15 protein-coding genes are annotated in these 14,905 nt (G+C 68.0%); 7 read left to right on the forward strand and 8 right to left on the reverse strand.

Annotated elements, in window-relative coordinates; translation table 11 throughout:
- Positions 1 to 94 precede the first annotated feature (94 nt).
- Together C2U31_RS20335 and C2U31_RS20340 are read right to left on the reverse strand one after the other, a co-directional pair.
- On the reverse strand, positions 95 to 715 hold the full coding sequence (locus C2U31_RS20335) for an FMN-dependent NADH-azoreductase (protein ID WP_103274436.1): 621 nt from the start codon (positions 713 to 715) through the stop codon (positions 95 to 97).
- Entirely contained in the window at positions 712 to 1,152 is a 441-nt protein-coding gene (locus tag C2U31_RS20340; protein ID WP_103276476.1) for a GNAT family N-acetyltransferase, read from the reverse strand. The genes C2U31_RS20335 and C2U31_RS20340 overlap by 4 nt, the downstream gene beginning before the upstream one ends.
- 326 nt (positions 1,153 to 1,478) lie before the next feature.
- Between C2U31_RS20340 and C2U31_RS20345 the strand changes: the two genes are divergently transcribed.
- The 6 genes from C2U31_RS20345 to C2U31_RS20370 all read left to right on the forward strand — a co-directional run bounded on the left by C2U31_RS20345 (position 1,479) and on the right by C2U31_RS20370 (position 6,654).
- A complete protein-coding gene (locus C2U31_RS20345) occupies positions 1,479 to 2,516 on the forward strand; it encodes a 2-keto-3-deoxygluconate permease (protein WP_103274437.1) in 1,038 nt (345 codons plus the stop codon).
- Complete coding sequence (locus C2U31_RS20350) at positions 2,513 to 3,715, forward strand: four-carbon acid sugar kinase family protein (RefSeq protein ID WP_103274438.1); 1,203 nt, start codon at positions 2,513 to 2,515, stop codon at positions 3,713 to 3,715. Before C2U31_RS20345 ends, C2U31_RS20350 begins: the two co-directional genes overlap by 4 nt.
- Positions 3,712 to 4,764, forward strand: coding sequence for a 4-hydroxythreonine-4-phosphate dehydrogenase PdxA (pdxA, locus tag C2U31_RS20355; protein ID WP_103274439.1), 1,053 nt, complete (start codon positions 3,712 to 3,714; stop codon positions 4,762 to 4,764). Before C2U31_RS20350 ends, pdxA begins: the two co-directional genes overlap by 4 nt.
- Positions 4,765 to 4,769: 5 nt before the next feature.
- Positions 4,770 to 5,678 carry a GntR family transcriptional regulator gene (locus C2U31_RS20360; protein WP_103274440.1) on the forward strand — a complete coding sequence of 303 codons (909 nt, stop codon included), beginning with the start codon at positions 4,770 to 4,772 and terminating at the stop codon, positions 5,676 to 5,678.
- Positions 5,679 to 5,796: 118 nt separating this feature from the next.
- Positions 5,797 to 6,243: a hypothetical protein gene (locus C2U31_RS20365; protein ID WP_103274441.1), complete on the forward strand. Its 447-nt coding sequence runs from the start codon at positions 5,797 to 5,799 to the stop codon at positions 6,241 to 6,243.
- Between the two features lie 12 nt (positions 6,244 to 6,255).
- A complete protein-coding gene (locus C2U31_RS20370) occupies positions 6,256 to 6,654 on the forward strand; it encodes a GFA family protein (RefSeq protein ID WP_103274442.1) in 399 nt (132 codons plus the stop codon).
- A gap of 70 nt (positions 6,655 to 6,724) precedes the next feature.
- Here the strand turns inward: C2U31_RS20370 and C2U31_RS20375 are convergent, their stop codons facing one another.
- The 3 genes from C2U31_RS20375 to C2U31_RS20385 form a co-directional block, all read right to left on the reverse strand.
- Complete coding sequence (locus C2U31_RS20375; RefSeq protein ID WP_103274443.1) at positions 6,725 to 8,176, reverse strand: YdgA family protein; 1,452 nt, start codon at positions 8,174 to 8,176, stop codon at positions 6,725 to 6,727.
- 60 nt (positions 8,177 to 8,236) lie between these two features.
- Entirely contained in the window at positions 8,237 to 9,172 is a 936-nt protein-coding gene (locus tag C2U31_RS20380) for an LD-carboxypeptidase (RefSeq protein ID WP_103276477.1), read from the reverse strand.
- A 214-nt stretch (positions 9,173 to 9,386) separates the two neighbouring features.
- Complete coding sequence (locus tag C2U31_RS20385; protein ID WP_369869680.1) at positions 9,387 to 10,133, reverse strand: RNA pseudouridine synthase; 747 nt, start codon at positions 10,131 to 10,133, stop codon at positions 9,387 to 9,389.
- Between the two features lie 321 nt (positions 10,134 to 10,454).
- Between C2U31_RS20385 and soxR the strand changes: the two genes are divergently transcribed.
- Positions 10,455 to 10,916 carry a redox-sensitive transcriptional activator SoxR gene (soxR, locus tag C2U31_RS20390; RefSeq protein WP_103274444.1) on the forward strand — a complete coding sequence of 154 codons (462 nt, stop codon included), beginning with the start codon at positions 10,455 to 10,457 and terminating at the stop codon, positions 10,914 to 10,916.
- A 97-nt stretch (positions 10,917 to 11,013) separates the two neighbouring features.
- Here the strand turns inward: soxR and C2U31_RS20395 are convergent, their stop codons facing one another.
- The 3 genes from C2U31_RS20395 to C2U31_RS20405 all read right to left on the reverse strand — a co-directional run bounded on the left by C2U31_RS20395 (position 11,014) and on the right by C2U31_RS20405 (position 14,810).
- Complete coding sequence (locus C2U31_RS20395) at positions 11,014 to 12,342, reverse strand: MFS transporter (RefSeq protein ID WP_103274445.1); 1,329 nt, start codon at positions 12,340 to 12,342, stop codon at positions 11,014 to 11,016.
- Positions 12,343 to 12,401: 59 nt separating this feature from the next.
- A complete protein-coding gene (locus C2U31_RS20400; RefSeq protein ID WP_103274446.1) occupies positions 12,402 to 13,604 on the reverse strand; it encodes a M20 aminoacylase family protein in 1,203 nt (400 codons plus the stop codon).
- A gap of 252 nt (positions 13,605 to 13,856) precedes the next feature.
- Positions 13,857 to 14,810: a LysR family transcriptional regulator gene (locus C2U31_RS20405; RefSeq protein WP_158658426.1), complete on the reverse strand. Its 954-nt coding sequence runs from the start codon at positions 14,808 to 14,810 to the stop codon at positions 13,857 to 13,859.
- Positions 14,811 to 14,905 lie beyond the last annotated feature (95 nt).

Below are 14,905 nucleotides of genomic sequence, written 5' to 3' on the forward strand. Positions count from 1 at the left end.
CAAAGGGAGGAATGATGCCGGCCCGCGCGACAGGCGGCGCGCGGGCCGGCATCAGACTATATGCCTCTGCCGCAAATGTGCAACTGACCCGGCCTCAAGCGTGGACAGCGGCGAAATGGCGCTCCAGCTCGGCCTGGGCCCGGCTCCTGGCGTGCGCCAGCGTGTCGCCGCCCGCCGCCGCGCGCTGGACCGAAAAGAAATGGATCGTGCGCAGACCGATGGTGTTCAGGATGGCGGTCAGGTACGGCGTGAGGAAGTCGGGCTGGCGCGCGGGCTCGGACGCGAAGGATCCGCCGGACGACACCGCGACATATACCGGGCGGTCCGCCAGCACGCCCAGCTTGCCGGTGGGGATGTGCGTGAAGGTCCGGTTCGCGCGCACCACATGGTCGATCCAGGCCTTGAGCGCCGAGGGCACCGTGTAGTTGTGCATGGGCGTGCCGATGACCAGGCAGTCGGCGGATTCCAGCTCGCGTATCAAGATCTCGGAATCGGCCAGCGAGCCGCGCGCCAGGTCGGCGGCCGCCCCTGGGGTGCCCAGCGCGCGGGCATAGTCGCCATCCACATGGGCGATCGTGCCCTGCCGCAGGGGCCGGCCGATGACCCGCGCGCCAGGATGCTTGCGCACAAGCCGGTCGACGATGGCGCGGGACAGGCGCGCGCTTTCCGATCCCTCGAGCCTCGGGCTGCAATCCAGATGCAGGATGCGGTTCATCGCGGCGTCTCCTGTTCCAGGGGCTTGGAGAAGCGCATGGCGCTGGTCAGCAGGCCCTGGCGGAAATAGAAGCGCTGGGCCAGCGCGTTCGACAGGCCGGTATCCAGCACCAGTTTGGCGCAGCCGGCGCGTCGCGCCGATTCCGTCAGCGCGTCGAGCAGCCGGGCGCCCAGGTTGCGGCCACGGCTGGACTCGTGGGTCACCAGGTCGTCCACATACAGGAAGCTGCCGTAGATGAGGTTCTCGTCCAGCCGGTAGCCGGCCAGCGCCAGCGGCTCGTCGCCGCGCCAGGCGCCGAGCAGGCGATAGCGCTGGGCCGCCATGCGGCGCACGCGCGCGGTGAAATCGGCCGGGTCGGCCAGATGCGGCCGCAGCTGGCGCATGAGGGGGAAGCAGGCGCGCAGTTCGTCTTCGGTGTCCGCGTGGCGGAGTTGCATGTCGTCCAATTGCGTGGATCCTGGTGCGGGCGCTGGCGCGGTGGCCGGCGCGGGTGGGAACAGGTCTCCATGCTACGGTCGGCATGGCTTATCACATATATCCAAGAATGATGTTTTGTACTGGGCCATGATGACTTTCCCCCTTGGATTCGGGAGTTTGACGAGGGCTGAGCGCGGCAGATCCGCCGCATTTCCGGGCGCCATGAAGCGCCCGATTCTGTACGTACAGGTAGTACGTACAAGATGTACACTAGCGCGTCTTTCCCGCCGACAGACGCGCGCATGAACGTCTGCCTGATCGAAAATTCCTCATGGAGACTCCTACCTTGGCAACCGAATCCACCCGTTCCCCATTCTTTGGCACGATGCAGAAAATCCCAGGCGGCCTGATGCTGGTGCCGCTGGTGCTGGGATCCATCATCGGCACATTCGCGCCGGACGCGCTGACGATCGGCGGCTTCACCACCGCGCTGTTCAAGAACAGCGCCCTGCCCCTGATCGCCCTGCTGATCTTCGCAACGGGCACCCAGGTCAACACCCGCACCGGCGGCCCGATCCTGGCCACCGCCGGCACCATCCTGCTGATGAAGACGCTGGTCCCGGCCACGCTGATCATCATCCTGGGCAGCTACGTGGGCCTGAACGGCGTGCTGGGCGTGTCCATCCTGGCCATGCTGGCGGCTTTCGACAACAGCAACGGCGGCCTGTGGCTGGCCTACACCGGCCAGTATGGCGACGCGCGCGATCGCGGCGCCTACGTCGCCAGCGCGGTCAATGACGGTCCCTTCTTCAGCCTGCTGTTCCTGGGCGCCTCGGGCCTGGCCGACATTCCGCTGGTCGCGCTGGTGGCGGCGCTGGTGCCATTCCTGCTGGGCGTGGTGGTCGGCAATCTGGATGCCAAGTGGCGCGACGTGCTCAAGCCCGTGCCGAACATCGTCATTCCCTTCTTCGCCTTCGCGCTGGGCACCGGCATCAACCTGGGCGCGGTCGTCAGCGGCGGCGTCAGCGGCCTGATCCTGGGCCTGATCATCAGCCCCATCACGGGCGGCCTGGTCTACCTGGGCTACCGCTACATCCTGCGCCGCGGCGGCAAGAGCGGCCTGGGCTTCGCGGCAGGCACCACCGCCGGCAACGCCATCGCCACCCCGGCCGTGGTGGCCGCGGCCGATCCCTCGTTCCAGCAGTACGTGGGCACCGCCACCGCCCAGGTCGCGGCCTGCGTGCTGATCAGCTCGATCCTGGCGCCGGTGCTGGCGTCATACTTCCTGAAGCGCGCCGGTGAACTGAAGCCGGTTGCCGTAGACGGCGAGGAAGGCGTGGCCCCGGCCGCGCCGCTGAGCGCGGCGCGCGGAGAAGCGCTGTGAATCCCGTGATCGCCATCGTGTCGGACGACCTGACCGGTTCTGGCGACACCGCGGTGCAATTCGTGCGCGCCGGCTGGAGCACGCACCTGTCCATCGGCGGCGCCGACGAGGCGCTGGCCGGCGACGGGCAGGCCGAGGTGCTGGCGGTCACGACGCACAGTCGCGCCCTGCCCGCCGATCAGGCCGCCGGGATCGTGCGCGCCAACGTCGAGCGCTTGCGACAGGCCGGCGTCAAGCGCCTGTACAAGAAGGTCGATTCCACGCTGCGGGGCCCGTTCCTGGCCGAAATCGAAGCGGCCTGCGCCGCCTGGGCGCCGGACGCGATCGCGGTCATCTGCCCTGCTTTTCCCGCCACCGGCCGGACCGTGTCCGGCGGCGTGCTGCTGGTGAACGGCAAACCGGTCACCGAGACCTCGGCCGCGACCGACCCGGTCACGCCGGTCACCGAAAGCCATATCCCCAGCCTGCTCCGATGCGCCCATGTCGGCCAGGACGGCCTGGCCTCGGCCGATGAGCTGGCGGCCCGCATCGAGCGCGCCGGCCGGATCGTCGTGGTCGACGCGGCCGACGAGGCCGGGCTGGAGCGGCTGGCGCAGGCCATCGGCCTGTTGGGCGAGCGCGCGCTGCCGGTCGGCGCGGGCGGCCTGGCCGCGCCGCTGGCCCGTGTCTGGGCTGGCGCGGAACAGGCTGGCACGGTGCTGGTGGTCGTGACCTCCCAACATAGCGCCGCGCGCGCCCAGGCGGCGGCGCTGATCGCCGCCGGCGCCCGCTGCTGGATGCCGGCGCCCGCGCAGTTGGCCGACGCCGACGGGTGGCGCGCCTGGAGCGCCGCCCTGCTCGACGCGCCCGCCGACAAGGGCGGCGTGGCGCTGCTGCTGGCGCCCGAAGGCCATGCCGACGGACTCGACGCCGACATGGTGGCGCGACGGCTGGGCGGCCTGGCGGCCGCCTGGATCCGGCATCGCGGCGCGGCCGGCGTGGTGGCCACCGGCGGCGATGGCGCCCGCGAGGTGCTGCGCGCGCTGGACGCGGGCGGCATCGCGCTGGCCGATGAAGTGATGGGCGGCGTGCCCCTGGGCACGCTGACCGGGGGCCAGGCCGCCGGCCTGCCCATCGTGACCAAGGCCGGCGGCTTTGGCACGGAAGATGTATTGGTTCGCGCCGTGCGCGCGATCCGCGAACGGAGATTCAAGCAATGACTCAGAGCAAGTCCCGCAACCTGCCGCTGCTGGCCGTCACGCTGGGCGACGTCGCCGGCATCGGCCCGGAGATCACCGCCAAGATGCTGATGGGCCACGAGGCCCTGCGCGCCAAGGCGCGGCTGGTGGTGGTCGGCGACGCGGCCGTGATGGCCAACGCGGTGCGCGGCCTGGGCGGCGATCCGTCCATCGTGCGCACGGTGGCTCGTCCGGCCGACGCGACCAACGCGCCCGGCACTATCGAGGTGGTGCAGGCCGGCCCGTCGCTGGCGCACGTCAAGCTGGGCGAGATCAGCGCCGAGGCCGGCGACGGCTCGGTGCGCTTCGTCACCACCGCGTGCGCGCTGGCGCGCGCCGGCGAGGTCGACGCCATCGTCACCGCGCCGCTGAACAAGGCCGCGATGCACGCCGCCGGCCACAAGTGGCCCGGCCACACCGAACTGCTGGCGCATGAGTTCGGCGTCAAGACCTTCTCGCTGGTGCTGTCCGCCGGCGACCTGTACGTATTCCATGCGACCACCCACGTATCGCTGCGCCAGGCCATCGAGGACGTGAATCCGGCGCGCATGCGCGCCGTGCTGCGCCTTGCCGGCGCCTTCGCCAAGGCGCTGGGCCGTGGCGACAAGCCGGTGGCCGTGGCCGGCCTGAACCCGCACGCGGGCGAGAACGGCATTTTCGGCAGCGAGGATGCCGACATCCTGGCGCCGGCGGTGGCCGAGGCCAATGCCGCCGGCATCCTGGCGGCCGGCCCGATTCCGGCCGACGCGCTGTTCCCGCAGGCCGTGCGCGGCAAGTGGGAATTCGTGATCGCCTGCTATCACGACCAGGGCCACGCGCCCTTCAAGTCGGTCTATGGCGACGACGGCGTGAACATCACGGTCGGCCTGCCGGTGGTGCGGGTGTCGGTGGACCATGGCACCGCCTTCGACATCGCCGGCAAGGGCATCGCGCGCGAGGACAGCCTGGTGCTGGCCGCCGAGCGCGCCGCCAACCTGGCCCCCGGCTGGTCGCATGTATGGGAAACTGCGCGGGCACAAACAGGAGGTTGATTCCCATGGCGCCCGCCCAGGCCGATGCCGGCCCCGTACTAGACCGCTCAGGCGACTTGCCGCTGCACGCCCAGATGGCCGCGCAGCTGCGCGGCGCGATCCTCGACGGCCGCGCGCCGGCCGGCACCGCCCTGCCCAGCGAGGCGGCGCTATGTGAGCGCTACGGCGTGGCTCGCAGCGTGGTGCGGCAGGCGCTGGCCTCGCTGGCGGCCGAGGGCCTGATCCGGCGCGAGACGGGACGCCCGGCCGTGGTCGCGGTGCCGCAGCAGCATCGCCGGCTGGTGCAGCGCTCCACCGGCTTTCATCAGCAGCTGGCGCAGAGCGGCGTGGCGCTGGAGACCCGCGTGCTGGGCCTGGAGCCGGCCGACGCGCCGGCCGAGGTCGCCGCGTTCTTCGGCACCGGCCAGCTGCTGCGCCTGGAGCGCCTGCGCCACGTCGGCGGCACGCCGCTGGCCTATGTGCGCACCTGGCTGCCCGCCGCCCGGCTGCCCGGGCTGAGCGCGGCGCAGTTGGAGAACGCGTCGCTGCACGCCGTGCTGCAACAGCGCTACGGCCTGCAGCCGCACAGCGGCCGCAACCGCATCCGCGCCGTGGCGGCCGACCGGGTCCAGGCCGGTTTGCTCGACGCCAAGCCTGGCAGCCCGTTGCTGATGCTGGAAGGCCAGGGCCTGGACCAGCACGGCCGCCCCATGGAATGGTTCACCACCTGGCATCGCGGCGACCAGCTGGTGTTCGACGTGGACGTCAACGACACCCACGAAAGCGTGCAGCCGCGCCTGCGCGACGAGCCGGTCGTGCCGGAGTCCGGACAGTCCGCCGCCGCGTCCGGCGACGCGGAAGATCCGCTGGCGCGGGCGCAGGCGCTGGTGCAGGCGTTGTCCGCCGAACTGGAACGCCTGCGAGCTGCCCGCTGAGGGGGAAATCCCCGGCGCGTCCCGCGCCAAGTCGTGGATAATCCATCCAGCGCGGCGCGGTGTCGCCATGTCCGGCCCACCGCCAGTCGCGCCCTGCCCTCGCCTGGAGAACCTTCCGATGATGCGCCGTTCCGCCGCGATGTCCGCCCTGTGCCTGCTGGTCCTGTCCTCGTCCGCGCTGGCCGGCTCGGCGCCCGCCGAGCTGTCCTGTGTTTCCGAGAGCGGCAAGGTCACGATCAAAGGCCAGATCCCATCGCCTTCGTCCGAGGAAATGGCGCTGACGCTGGACTACATGAAGACCCGGCTGACGTTCAATTCCAACAAGACGTCCGGCCATGTCGTCGAGAATTTCCCGGTGGGCGTGTTCACGCTGGTGATTCCCAGTGAGCCCGTGGCGCTGACGCTGTATGCGCTGCCCGCGTCCATCACGGTCAAGATGCAGCCCAACGGCGACATGGCGGGCAAGTTCCAGGCCAAGCTGCTGGGGCCGCGTCCCGGCGCGCGCGCCGAGGGCGACTTGCCGTTGAAGGCGAACATGAGCTGCGACTACCGCTATAGCCTGTAAGGGGGTCGGGACATGGATGGTCATTCGGATATCCGCCATGGCGGCTGCCTGTGCGGCGCGATCCGCTTCGAGGCCGTTGGGCAGCCGGGCAATCCCCATGCCTGTTCCTGCGAGTCCTGCCGCCGCCACACCGGCGCGCCCAGCGTCGGCTGGGTGGAGTATCCCAGCTCGATGCTGCGCTGGACCGGCCCGGGCGGCGCGCCGGCCGTCTATCGTTCATCGGACTATTCCAGCCGCGCCTTCTGCCCGCATTGCGGCAGTTCGCTGGGCGCGATCGACGATGCGCCGACGGTGGCCTTGTTGATTGGTGCTTTCGACGAGCACCGGGATCCCGCATTGCGGCCCGACGGCCATTCCTTCGAGGATGGGCGGCCGTCCTGGTGGCCGGATGTCGCGGGACCGGCGGACTGAGTCCGGCCGTGTCCGGTTCCCGTATGAGTCAGCCAAGCACCTGGTCTTATTCAGCCAACGGCGCAAGCGCCTAGTCCCTGGCGGCTCCATTGCCAGCCGTGAACCATCGCAGGAATTGGTCAAGAGGCATCCTTGTCCCGTTGACGTCGACTTCGTCCATCGTGATGGACAAGGTCGATCGGACCGTATCGTTCTCGATCTTCAGCAGGCCCATGGCAGCCCATTTCCCGGCAGCCTCCGCGACCACGGGCCGCACCCGTGCAAGCGCCTGCTCGGCAGGCACGCCCATGAGTCTTGCCCAGAAGACCAGCAGATCCACCGTGCCGGCCTGGGACAGCTCGATTTCGGCGTTCAGCTTGCGTATCCGCGCCAAGCCCGCGGAACCACGGGAAGCCGCCGCCTGCTTGCGCAGCTCCATATCCAGGTTGACGTTCAAGGCCCCGGCTACAGCACCCAGCTGCAACGGCGCCAGGGAGACCTGGGCGCTGCCCATCAGGATCTGATCGATGCTGGTGATCAGTTCCTCGAGATCATCTGACGAGAATGGCGGAATGTTCCCCTGCACGACACCTTGCCATGTACGAATGATTACCAGGAAATTGATGAAATCGAGCGCGGACAGCGCGTCGGAATCCAGATGCTTCAGGTCCAGGGCGAGCCTTGCCGTGGCGACGTCCTTTTCCCAGCCGTTGATCATGCCGACGTCCAACGCGGTCTTGAGCGCCAGGCCAGAGTCGGCCTCGATGAGATCGAGCGCCAACGAGGTTGGCTGGACGATGATCGGCGGCAAGGAGGCGTGCCGTATCGTCAGCGTCTGGAACGACAGCTTCCGGTCGGACAGGGGGACATCGTTCTTGCCGGGCTTGCCGCGAAAGGCGAAGGCGCCTCCCTGCAACGCCATGCCAGTCAAGCCAGTCGTTGTCGGCGCATGGTCCAGCGTCAAACTGTCAAACCGACCCGAGAACTCGCTGGCTCCGGCCTCGCGGTCCAACCTCCAGAGCAGGTTCATTCCAGAGAACGACAGCTTGGCGCCATCCCTGACAAACGCCATCGGGGCCAGTTCATACGTGCCTTCGAGCTGCTTTCCATAGCTGACGCGGGACGTGCCCGTCAAAGGCGTTACGCCCTGGGTCGCGGCGAACCATGCGTTGACATGCGACGTTGCTTGAAGCTCGAGCCGGGTCGCCAGCATGGCCGGCCTGAAGTCGCCGGCGGCCAGCCTTCGGAACGGAAAGGGACCGTGGTCGGCATGTTCCACGATGTCGATCTCGCGGGTTTCAGCGCCGGGTATCGAAAGCTTCAGGCGAGAGCGCGCCGTGGATGTAAACACGCCGCGTTCGAATGAAATCAACTCGGTGACGATCGAGTAGCCCGTGCTTTCGCCGAGCGCCTTCGCTTGCGCATTGTCCTGTTCCAGCGATTCCCGGAGAAAGGCTTCGGCCATCTTCCCCGAGTACCAGGCCGCGCCCGTCCATGCCGCGCCCAGCGCCAGGACACCCCCCGCAATCACCGCCTTCTTCATGACACCCTTATGGTTCAAATATCAATGAAATGATCGTGCATGGGCAAAGGCGCCCATGGCTCAACGCGTGACCGCCTGCTCCAGCCGCAAGCCCTGCCGCGTCGCGTTCAACGTGACCCGCGCGCCCAGCGGCAGCGTCAGGTTCGGATCGCCGTGGCCGCTGGGCCAGCCGGCCAGCACGGGTATGCCCAGCGGGCCGAAGCGCTCGCGCAGCAGGGGATGGAACGCGTACTGGAACTGCGCATCGTCGCGCGCGCCTGAGCGCGTGAAACTGCCCGCCAGCACGCCCTTGATCGATTCGAACTTGCCCGCCGCCGCCAGCTGCGACAGCATGCGGTCGACGCGCGGCACGGCTTCGTTGACGTCCTCGATGAACAGGATGGCGTCGCGCGTGTCGATCTCGTGGCGCGAGCCCTGCATGGCGCAGATCAGCGCCAGGTTGCCGCCCGCCAGCCGGCCGGTGGCTGTGCCGGGCATCAGCGTCGTCGGCAAGGCATAGTCCGGCGCGCCGATCCAGGCGCCCTGCCCCATCCGGCCGCCGACCATGGCGTAGAGGGCGGACTCGGTGGGTTCCTCGCGCCCGTTCAGCAGATCCTGCGCCAGCATCGGGCCATGGAAGGTCACGAAGCCCGCATGGCGCTGGATGGCCAGATGCAGCGCCGTGATGTCGCTGTAGCCAATGAAGGGCTTGGCGTGGCGGCGCAGCAGTTCGTAGTCCAGCAGGTCCAGCAGGCGCCAGGAGCCGAAACCGCCCTGCAGGCACCAGACGGCATCGATATCGGCGGAAGTGAAGGCCGCGTGCAGGTCGGCCGCGCGCTCCGCGTCCGTGCCGGCCAGATAGTCGAAAGGCGTGTCCAGGCGGCTGCGGGCGGCCGGCATGATGCGCGGTTGATAGCCGCGCGACAGCAGCCAGTCGGCGGCATCGTCCGCGGCGTTCGGCGCGGCCGACGCGGGCGCGACGATGGCCACGCGGCCGCCGGGCCGCAGCGGCGGCACGGGCGCGCCCTGCGCGGGCATGGCCGCTTGCGCGCCGCCGGACGAGCGCGGCGCGACGGTGCGCCGGGTCGCGCAGCCGCCCAGGGTCAGCGCGGCCAGTCCGAGCATGCCGGCCTGTTTGAGAAAACCTCGGCGCGCTGGCGGGATGGAATCGTGCGGCATCGGTCGGGCGTGCTCCTTGAGTATGTCGGCTGCTCGGCGGATCGCGTCGGCCTCAGAAGCGCTCGTAGTCCAGGCGCGCGCGCCATTGGCCGGCGGGCAGCCCGGCGAGCGGCAGGCGGCCGATGCGGATGCGGCGCAAGGCCCGCAGTTCCAGCCCGGCGGCGTCGCAGGCGTACTCGATGAAGCCCGGCGCGGGCGTCTTGAGCGCGAAACGCAGCCGGGTTTCGTTCTGCCAGCTGACCTGCATCGGCGAGGCCGGCCGGCCGTCGTAAGGCAGGCCCCGGCGCAGCCAGGCGAGTCCTTCCGCGTCCAGGCTGCCGCTGACCTCGGCAATGTATTCCTGTTCGACCAGGCGGGCTTCTTCCTGCAGCTTGCGCGCCACCGGATATTCCTGCGTGTAGACCACCAGGCCACTGGCGGCGCGCTCCAGCGGCGTCACCAATCGCAATCCGGCCAGCAGGCGCTTGAGGTAGCGCTGCGGCGAGCGGTCGCCCTCCATGCGGTTGGCGGGCACGATCAGGTCGCGGGCCGAGCCCGGTTCGTCGTTGGCATACACGCCCACGGGTTTGTGGACCAGGATGGTCACCGGCCGCAGCGTCTCCAGGCGCGCGCCGGGCAACAGGCTGACGGTCTGGCTCGCGCCGACCCGGAAACCGGGCTCCTCGACCACCTGCCCGTCCACCGCGATCCAGCCGCCTTCGATATAGCGTTCGGCGTCGGCGCGCGAGCATGATTGCTGGACCGCGACGCGCTTGGCCAGGCGTTCAGTGCCATCCGCCATCTTGTCGTCGGCGCTCATCGCTGCGGCCTCGCCGTCAGGAAATCAATGGAATGGGCGCTCAAGCGCGTGGCGGCCGGCGCGAAGCCGTGCGCGGTGAACGAGGCACAGGTGGGCCGGAGGTCGGCGGGCGAAGGCATCATGGATTAAGGCTGACTGCTGAAAGACCGGCGCGCGGATCACGGCAAGGGCTGGCGCGGCGGCCAGGTGCGCTTGCGGCTTGCGCGGCTGCAAGTGCCGGATGTTACGCCTTTTCTCGTCGCCGGATGGCTGCCGGGGGGAGGTTTGCCAAAGCCCGTCCGACGGGCTATAAGACCTCAGCTTAACTTCAGGTCAATTCATATGGCAAAGGTCGTGGCGATCGACTACACGCGCTCGTTGTCCGTCGGCGAAGTGGCCAAGCGCAGCGGCGTGGCCGTGTCGACGATCCACTTCTACGAGTCCAAGGGCCTGATCAAGGCGACCCGCAGCGAAGGCAACCAACGGCGCTTTTCCGGCATCGTGCTGCGCTACATCGCCATCATCAAGGTCGCGCAGCGCACTGGCATACCCCTGGACGAGATCCGCGCCGCGCTGGGCGAGCTGCCGCCAGACAGCAAACTGACGGCGGCGCAGTGGAAAAGCCTGTCGGCGCGCTGGCGCCAGACGCTGGACGAACGCATCAAGCGGCTGACCCGCCTGCGCGATGAACTGGACAACTGCATCGGCTGCGGCTGCCTGTCGCTGCAGGACTGTCCGCTGCGCAATCCGAACGACGCGCTGGCCGCCGAAGGGCCGGGGCCGCGCATTCTTGAGCGTCCGTGATCGGCGGGCGCCGCCATGTTCCGGCGCGCTTGGCGGCCGTCCCCTTTCGCGGAGACGCCGCGCTCGCGCCGCCGACAGGCACGGCCAGGCCAGGTCCTCAGCCCTGGGCCAAGGCGGTCGACCCATCCGGGCGCCGGATGGCCAGGCGCGACAGGAGCAGGATCAGGCTTGAAAGCAGCAGCATGCCCGCGATCAGGTAGTTTCCCGATATTGTGTCCCCCGTGCGGGACTTCAAATAGCCAAACACGGCCGGGAACACGGCGCCGCCAAGAATGCCGATGGAAGAGATGAACGCGATGCCCGCCGGCGCGATCTGCCGGGGGAGATAATCCGTCGCCACGACCGCCAGCAGCGGCCAGCCGGCGCTCAGGCTCAGGCCTGTGGCCACGATGGCCATCATCGAAGGCACGAAGCGTCCGCCAGCAAGCACGAAGCTCATCTGGCCCGCGGCGCCGATGAAGGTGAGCGCCAAGAAATACCAGTGCCGGTTCATGCAGCGGTCCGAGCGTCGCCCCGCCACGATGGCCCCCACGGCGCCGACCACGCTCGCCACCGAAGCGATGGCGCCAATCGATACCAGGTTCGTGACGCCCAGGTTCCTGATGAGGGTCGGCAACCAGAAACCCCAGGCGTAGACGGCGCCAAGCTCCAGGAACGTCGCCATGGCCAGCAGCCATATCGCGGGCATTCGGACGACCTGCATCAGCTCTTCGCGCACCGTGAGCTTGTGCTCGGTCGACCGGCACTGCCGCAGGTTCTCGGCGAGTCGTAGGCATTCCTGTTCGTTCAACCAGCCCCCCGGCGTCGGGCCGTTCTTGAGCACCGCCCAGACCACCATGCCCAATATGATGGCCGGGAGGCCTTGCGTCAGATAGACCCACTGCCAGCCTTCCAGGCCGCCAAGCTGGTGCAGATACTTCATGGTGGCGCCGCTGAGGGGGCCGGAGATGACGCCGGTCACCGCCGCTGCCGACGAGAACAGGGTAATCGCGCCGCCGCGCCGGGACGCCGGGAACCAGTAACTGAGATAGAGCACGACGCCGGGAAAGAAGCCGGCCTCGAAGACTCCCAGGAAGAATCTCACCACATAGAACTGCACGGGCGTCCGGACGAAGGCCGTCGCCGCGGCGGTCAGTCCCCACAGCACCATGATGCGTACGAAGGTCTTGCGCGCGCCGATCCGCGCCATCAGCAGATTGCTCGGGACTTCCAGCAGGCAATACCCCACGAACATGATGCCTGCTCCGATACCGAACGCCGTATCGCTGAATCCCAGGGTATCCATCATTTGCAGCTTCGCGAAGCCGACATTCATGCGGTCCATGCAGGCCGCCATGTAACCCAGGAACAGGAGCGGCACGATTCGTAGGGTGACCTTGCGATAGAGCGCATCGTCGCAAGCGGAAGGATCAGTAATTTTGGACATGGCGGGACCTATGTATGGCTATCTGGGGAACAACAGGCGGCTGGGTTCAATGGTCTGCGTCAAAGGGGAACGAGATAGCGCTTGGCCAACAGGTACCAATACGCGCAGCCGATGGCGACGTTGTCGTCGTTGAAGTCGTAATTCGGGTTGTGGATCGTGTTGCCGCCCTTGGATCCAATGGAGCCGTTGCCGATGAAGAGATAGCAACCGGGCTTCTTTTCCAGCATGTAGGCGAAGTCTTCGCTGCCCATGGCCACGGGACGCTCCAGATCCACCTGCTCCGCGCCGATAAGCTCCAGCGCGACAGACTTGGCGAAATCCGTTTCCCTGCCCGTATTGACCACGGAGGGGTAGCCTCGGAAGTAGTCGACGTGCGCCACACAGCCATAGCTGTTGGCCTGGCCGTGGGCGATTTCGCGAATGCGCTCCTCCAGCAGCGAACGCACGGCCGGATCCAATGCGCGTATGCTCAGGCCCAGAACGGCATCCTGGGGGATGACGTTGTATGCGCCGTCGGTCCGCGACTCGCCGGCATGCATCATGCCGACGCTGATCACTGCGTTGCCGACGGGTCCGACATTGCGGGAAACGATGGTCTGCAATGCCATCACCAGGCTGGCCATCGCCACGGTCGGATCTATCGTTCGCTCGGGTTTGGCCGCGTGCCCGCCCACGCCCTCCAGGCGGATGGTGGCCCTGTCGCTGGATGCCATGGCCGGCCCTTCGCGAAACTGCAGCCGGCCTTGGGCGACGCCCGGCGCGTTGTGCATGGCATAGACCGCGTCGACGGGGTACTTGTCAAAGAGACCGTCCTCGATCATCCGCGCGGCGCCGCTGCGCGGCCCCCCGGCTTCTTCCGCCGGCTGGAAAATCAAGGTCAGGGTTCCGCTCCAGGCGGTATCGCTGGCAAGCGCCTGTGCCGCCGCCAGGAGCATCGCCGTGTGGCCGTCGTGGCCGCAGGCATGCATCACGCCCCTGGACTGGCTGACCCATGAATAGGCGTTTTTTTCTTCGATGGGCAAGGCATCCATGTCGGCGCGTATGCCGATATGCCGCGAGCCATTGCCGCGCCTGAGCTGCCCCACCACACCGGTGCCGCCGATGCCCAGCTCCACCGTGTAGCCCATGCGGGCAAGGCGTTTCGCCACGATGTCGCTGGTTCGATGCTCGGCAAAACTCAGTTCGGGATGCTGATGCAGATCTCTTCTAAGATCGATGAAGTCCTGCACATCGGTGCCCAGGGACTTTAGGAATGCGTCCATTTATCGCTCGCCGTGGTTGAAGGTCGTCCTGAGATCGGGACGTTGAAGGGAACAGTGATGCTGTTGAAAATGCGGCGCCTCGGCCCATGCAACCCGCCACGAGCGATGCGAAGCCGGGATGTTAGAAGCGCGGCCGACGCCAGTCCCTAGGGAAAAATAGGATGCCGGGGTTGGCATGCCAACCGACGGTTTGCATCGTCGACGCTTGCGCGGCGCGGTCTGCGGATGTAGGCGGATGTATGGGGGAACGCGTCAGTGATCGGAGCGCGTCACGGCCATGAAGGAACGGCGTATTGCCGGATCCTCCGAGTTATGGCCTTGCTCGATCACGCTCATGAGGCAATCGATGAAGTCCCGCGCCGCGCCGCTCAGGGCGAAGTTGTGCTTGGTCAGCAGCGCGATCGTCTGTTCCGGAATTTCTTCGCGCAGGGTCAGCGGATGCAATATCCGCGCCTTCTCTGCCTCGATCAACGGCCATGGACTGATCGTCAGCATGTCCGTGGTTCTGACGATGGCGCCGACCACCTGGGCAGACCGCGCGTAATGCAGCCGGACAGGCTGGGAGGCCGCCAGGACGCGGCGCCACAAGCGCTGGACGCCCGGGGTATGGTGTTCTATTTCGCCGATCAGCACCCAGTCCTGGCCGGCCAGCTCCTCCAGCTCCCGCGCATTCGACAAGGGGTGTCCTGGCCGACAGGACACCGTGATGCTGTAGTCGAGCAAGGGGCGTACCGTGAATTCCGCCACGTCCGACGGCGGCGCAACGCCGATCGCCATGTCGAGGGTGCCATCGCGCAGCGCGCTGTATTCGGCTCCGATGAGCTCGTGGATATCGAAGCGCACATCGGGGCGGCGCCGGATGAGCAAATGGAGGGTCGGCCCGAGCAGAACGCGCGCGACCCATGGCGTGACGCCGATCGTGATGCGCGTCGTCGTTCCGCCGCGCAGCGTCGCCAGGGTTTGATCCACGGCGTCCAGCTGTCCCAGCACCTGGCGCGCATGGGTCAGCAGGGCCTTGCCGGCATCGGTCAGCAGCATGCCGGCGGCGCCGCGCTGGAATAGCGGCAGGCCGGCCAGATTTTCCAGATCGATCAGGCCGCGGCTGACGGCCGTAGAACTCACTCGCAAAGTCAGCGCCGCGGAACGCACGCTGCCTCGTCCGGCCACCGCCGCAAGGTACTGCAGATGATGCAGCTTGATCGTCATGGATTCTTTCTGGCCGCGTGCCTGCGCGACATGACCGTGCCTGTCAGTCCGGGAGGAGGCTGTCGATCTCCCGGTCGCTGTTGCCGGCGACGCCC

Origin of the sequence: Achromobacter sp. AONIH1, assembly GCF_002902905.1 — a bacterium.
In the GTDB taxonomy this organism is placed as follows: domain Bacteria; phylum Pseudomonadota; class Gammaproteobacteria; order Burkholderiales; family Burkholderiaceae_B; genus Achromobacter.